The sequence below is a fragment of the Streptomyces axinellae genome (assembly GCF_039532135.1).
Taxonomy (GTDB): Bacteria; Actinomycetota; Actinomycetes; order Streptomycetales; family Streptomycetaceae; genus Streptomyces; species Streptomyces axinellae.
Map to the genome: position 1 here is coordinate 1 of NZ_BAAARJ010000048.1, position 5,207 is coordinate 5,207.

The following is a 5,207-nucleotide window of genomic DNA, read 5'->3' on the forward strand; positions in this document are numbered from 1 at the left end:
TGCGGTTGTTGTCTCAGAAACCACACAGTGGACGCGAGCACCTACGGACAAGCCCTCGGCCTATTAGTACCGGTCACCTCCACCCATTACTGGGCTTCCAGATCCGGCCTATCAACCCCGTCATCTCCAGGGAGCCTTAACCAATCACGTTGGAGGGAGTCCTCATCTCGAAGCAGGCTTCCCGCTTAGATGCTTTCAGCGGTTATCCTTCCCGAACGTAGCCAACCAGCCATGCCCTTGGCAGAACAACTGGCACACCAGAGGTCCGTCCGTCCCGGTCCTCTCGTACTAGGGACAGCCCTTCTCAAGACTCCTACGCGCGCAGCGGATAGGGACCGAACTGTCTCACGACGTTCTAAACCCAGCTCGCGTACCGCTTTAATGGGCGAACAGCCCAACCCTTGGGACCGACTCCAGCCCCAGGATGCGACGAGCCGACATCGAGGTGCCAAACCATCCCGTCGATATGGACTCTTGGGGAAGATCAGCCTGTTATCCCCGGGGTACCTTTTATCCGTTGAGCGACGGCGCTTCCACAAGCCACCGCCGGATCACTAGTCCCGACTTTCGTCCCTGCTCGACCCGTCAGTCTCACAGTCAAGCTCCCTTGTGCACTTACACTCACCACCTGATGACCAACCAGGCTGAGGGAACCTTTGGGCGCCTCCGTTACCATTTAGGAGGCAACCGCCCCAGTTAAACTACCCACCAGACACTGTCCCCGATCCGGATCACGGACCCAGGTTAGACATCCAGCACGACCAGAGTGGTATTTCAACAACGACTCACAGAACACTGGCGTGCCCTGATCACAGTCTCCCACCTATCCTACACAAGCCGAACCGAACACCAATATCAAGCTATAGTAAAGGTCCCGGGGTCTTTCCGTCCTGCTGCGCGAAACGAGCATCTTTACTCGTAATGCAATTTCACCGGGCCTATGGTTGAGACAGTCAAGAAGTCGTTACGCCATTCGTGCAGGTCGGAACTTACCCGACAAGGAATTTCGCTACCTTAGGATGGTTATAGTTACCACCGCCGTTTACTGGCGCTTAAGTTCTCAGCTTCACCACACCGAAATGTGACTAACCGGTCCCCTTAACGTTCCAGCACCGGGCAGGCGTCAGTCCGTATACCTCGCCTTACGGCTTCGCACGGACCTGTGTTTTTAGTAAACAGTCGCTTCTCGCTGGTCTCTGCGGCCACCCCCAGCTCAAGGAGTAAATCCCATCACCAGAAATGGCCCCCCTTCTCCCGAAGTTACGGGGGCATTTTGCCGAGTTCCTTAACCATAGTTCACCCGAACGCCTCGGTATTCTCTACCAGACCACCTGAGTCGGTTTAGGGTACGGGCCGCCATGAAACTCGCTAGAGGCTTTTCTCGACAGCACAGGATCATCCACTTCACCACAAACGGCTCGGCATCAGGTCTCACCCACAACGCCAGACGGATTTACCTACCTGACGGGCTACACCCTTACCCCGGGACAACCACCGCCCGGGATGGACTACCTCACTGCGTCACCCCATCACTCACCTACTACAGACTCGGACCGTCGGCTCCACCACTCCCACAACCGGCAAAGCCGGCGCAGGCGGTTTCACGGACTTAGCATCACCTGATTCAATGTTTGACGCTTCAAAGCGGGTACCGGAATATCAACCGGTTCTCCATCGACTACGCCTGTCGGCCTCGCCTTAGGTCCCGACTTACCCTGGGCAGATCAGCTTGACCCAGGAACCCTTAGTCAATCGGCGCACACGTTTCTCACGCATGTATCGCTACTCATGCCTGCATTCTCACTCGTGAACCGTCCACAACTCGCTTCCACGGCTGCTTCACCCGGCACACGACGCTCCCCTACCCACCCCAACCCTCGTTAGAAGTATTGTTGGAATGACACGACGTCGGCGGTGTGCTTGAGCCCCGCTACATTATCGGCGCGGAATCACTTGACCAGTGAGCTATTACGCACTCTTTCAAGGATGGCTGCTTCTAAGCCAACCTCCTGGTTGTCTCTGCGACTCCACATCCTTTCCCACTTAGCACACGCTTAGGGGCCTTAGTCGATGCTCTGGGCTGTTTCCCTCTCGACCATGGAGCTTATCCCCCACAGTCTCACTGCCGCGCTCTCACTTACCGGCATTCGGAGTTTGGCTAAGGTCAGTAACCCGGTAGGGCCCATCGCCTATCCAGTGCTCTACCTCCGGCAAGAAACACACGACGCTGCACCTAAATGCATTTCGGGGAGAACCAGCTATCACGGAGTTTGATTGGCCTTTCACCCCTAACCACAGATCATCCCCCAGGTTTTCAACCCTGGTGGGTTCGGGCCTCCACGACCTCTTACAGCCGCTTCACCCTGCCCATGGCTAGATCACTCCGCTTCGGGTCTTGAACACGCTACTCAAACGCCCTCTTCGGACTCGCTTTCGCTACGGCTCCCCCACACGGGTTAACCTCGCAACATGCCGCAAACTCGCAGGCTCATTCTTCAAAAGGCACGCAGTCACGACAGACAGCACAAGTACTGCCTGCGACGCTCCCACGGCTTGTAGGCACACGGTTTCAGGTACTCTTTCACTCCGCTCCCGCGGTACTTTTCACCATTCCCTCACGGTACTATCCGCTATCGGTCACCAGGGAATATTTAGGCTTGACGGGTGGTCCCGCCAGATTCACACAGGATTTCTCGGGCCCCATGCTACTTGGGTGTTCCATAAACGAGCCGTACAGATTTCAGCTACGGGGGTCTTACCCTCTACGCCGGGCCTTTCGCATGCCCTTCGCCTACCCATACGGTTTCTGACTCGTCCAACAGCCGGCAGACCACTGAAATGGAATCCCACAACCCCGCATGCGCAACCCCTGCCGGGTCTCACACACATACGGTTTAGCCTCCTCCGGTTTCGCTCACCACTACTCCCGGAATCACGGTTGTTTTCTCTTCCTACGGGTACTGAGATGTTTCACTTCCCCGCGTTCCCTCCACACCGCCTATACATTCAGCGGCAGGTGACAGCCCATGACGACTGCCGGGTTCCCCCATTCGGACACCCCCGGATCACAGCTCGGTTGACAGCTCCCCGGGGCCTATCGCGGCCTCCCACGTCCTTCATCGGTTCCTGGTGCCAAGGCATCCACCGTGCGCCCTTAAAAACTTGGCCACAGATGCTCGCGTCCACTGTGCAGTTCTCAAACAACAACCAGCCACCCACCACCCCACCCAACCGAGCGAGTTCACCGGGACCGGCACCGAGAAACAAGACCACAACGGCCGTGCCCTCAGACACCCAACAGCGCGCCCGACACCCCCAGCCACCCTCACCTTCCACGCCGAAGCAGTACTAGTGAAGACAACCAAGAGCGCCGAATAGTCAACGTTCCACCCATGAGCAACCCACCGTCGAACACTCGCCGACGTAGTAGGCCCCTGGACCGCCGAAACGGCCAAAGATGCTCCTTAGAAAGGAGGTGATCCAGCCGCACCTTCCGGTACGGCTACCTTGTTACGACTTCGTCCCAATCGCCAGTCCCACCTTCGACGATTCCCTCCCCACAAGGGGGTTGGGCCACCGGCTTCGGGTGTTACCGACTTTCGTGACGTGACGGGCGGTGTGTACAAGGCCCGGGAACGTATTCACCGCAGCAATGCTGATCTGCGATTACTAGCAACTCCGACTTCATGGGGTCGAGTTGCAGACCCCAATCCGAACTGAGACCGGCTTTTTGAGATTCGCTCCACCTCACGGCTTCGCAGCTCATTGTACCGGCCATTGTAGCACGTGTGCAGCCCAAGACATAAGGGGCATGATGACTTGACGTCGTCCCCACCTTCCTCCGAGTTGACCCCGGCAGTCTCCTGTGAGTCCCCGTCACCCCGAAAGGCACGCTGGCAACACAGAATGAGGGTTGCGCTCGTTGCGGGACTTAACCCAACATCTCACGACACGAGCTGACGACAGCCATGCACCACCTGTACACCGACCCAAAGGGGGCGCCTGTCTCCAGACGTTTCCGGCATATGTCAAGCCTTGGTAAGGTTCTTCGCGTTGCGTCGAATTAAGCCACATGCTCCGCTGCTTGTGCGGGCCCCCGTCAATTCCTTTGAGTTTTAGCCTTGCGGCCGTACTCCCCAGGCGGGGAACTTAATGCGTTAGCTGCGGCACCGACGACGTGGAATGTCGCCAACACCTAGTTCCCAACGTTTACGGCATGGACTACCAGGGTATCTAATCCTGTTCGCTCCCCATGCTTTCGCTCCTCAGCGTCAGTATCGGCCCAGAGATCCGCCTTCGCCACCGGTGTTCCTCCTGATATCTGCGCATTTCACCGCTACACCAGGAATTCCGATCTCCCCTACCGAACTCTAGCCTGCCCGTATCGAATGCAGACCCGGGGTTAAGCCCCGGGCTTTCACATCCGACGCGACAAGCCGCCTACGAGCTCTTTACGCCCAATAATTCCGGACAACGCTCGCACCCTACGTATTACCGCGGCTGCTGGCACGTAGTTAGCCGGTGCTTCTTCTGCAGGTACCGTCACTCACGCTTCTTCCCTGCTGAAAGAGGTTTACAACCCGAAGGCCGTCATCCCTCACGCGGCGTCGCTGCATCAGGCTTCCGCCCATTGTGCAATATTCCCCACTGCTGCCTCCCGTAGGAGTCTGGGCCGTGTCTCAGTCCCAGTGTGGCCGGTCGCCCTCTCAGGCCGGCTACCCGTCGTCGCCTTGGTAGGCCATCACCCCACCAACAAGCTGATAGGCCGCGGGCTCATCCTGCACCGCCGGAGCTTTCCACACGAAGACCATGCGATCCCGTGTCATATCCGGTATTAGACCCCGTTTCCAGGGCTTGTCCCAGAGTGCAGGGCAGATTGCCCACGTGTTACTCACCCGTTCGCCACTAATCCACCCCGAAAGGCTTCATCGTTCGACTTGCATGTGTTAAGCACGCCGCCAGCGTTCGTCCTGAGCCAGGATCAAACTCTCCGTGAATGCTTCCATCCGCGAAAGAGCGGAACCAAAGGGGAGGAATAATCCCCCGGTCCACAGCGTCCTCGCTGTTACGCCCTCCCAACAAAGGAAGGGACTTTTTCAAAGGAACCTCAACCCACCGGAAACCCGGCAGATCGGGGTATCAACATATCTGGCGTTGACTTTTGGCACGCTGTTGAGTTCTCAAGGAACGGACGCTTCCTTCGAAAC

At 57.6% G+C, this 5,207-nt stretch carries 1 protein-coding gene and 2 rRNA genes; 1 reads left to right on the forward strand and 2 read right to left on the reverse strand.

The window, feature by feature from the left end; all coding sequences use genetic code 11:
• Positions 1–43: 43 nt before the first annotated feature.
• Both ABD339_RS33285 and ABD339_RS33290 read right to left on the reverse strand, forming a co-directional pair.
• Positions 44–3,168, reverse strand: a 23S ribosomal RNA gene (locus ABD339_RS33285).
• A 300-nt stretch (positions 3,169–3,468) separates the two neighbouring features.
• Positions 3,469–4,997, reverse strand: a 16S ribosomal RNA gene (locus tag ABD339_RS33290).
• The 16S and 23S rRNA genes sit together here, the layout of an rRNA operon.
• Here ABD339_RS33290 and ABD339_RS33295 point away from each other — a divergent pair.
• Positions 4,993–5,207, forward strand: a 215-nt coding sequence (locus ABD339_RS33295; RefSeq protein WP_344570913.1) for a hypothetical protein, incomplete at its 3' end; no start/stop codon positions are given. The genes ABD339_RS33290 and ABD339_RS33295 overlap by 5 nt on opposite strands.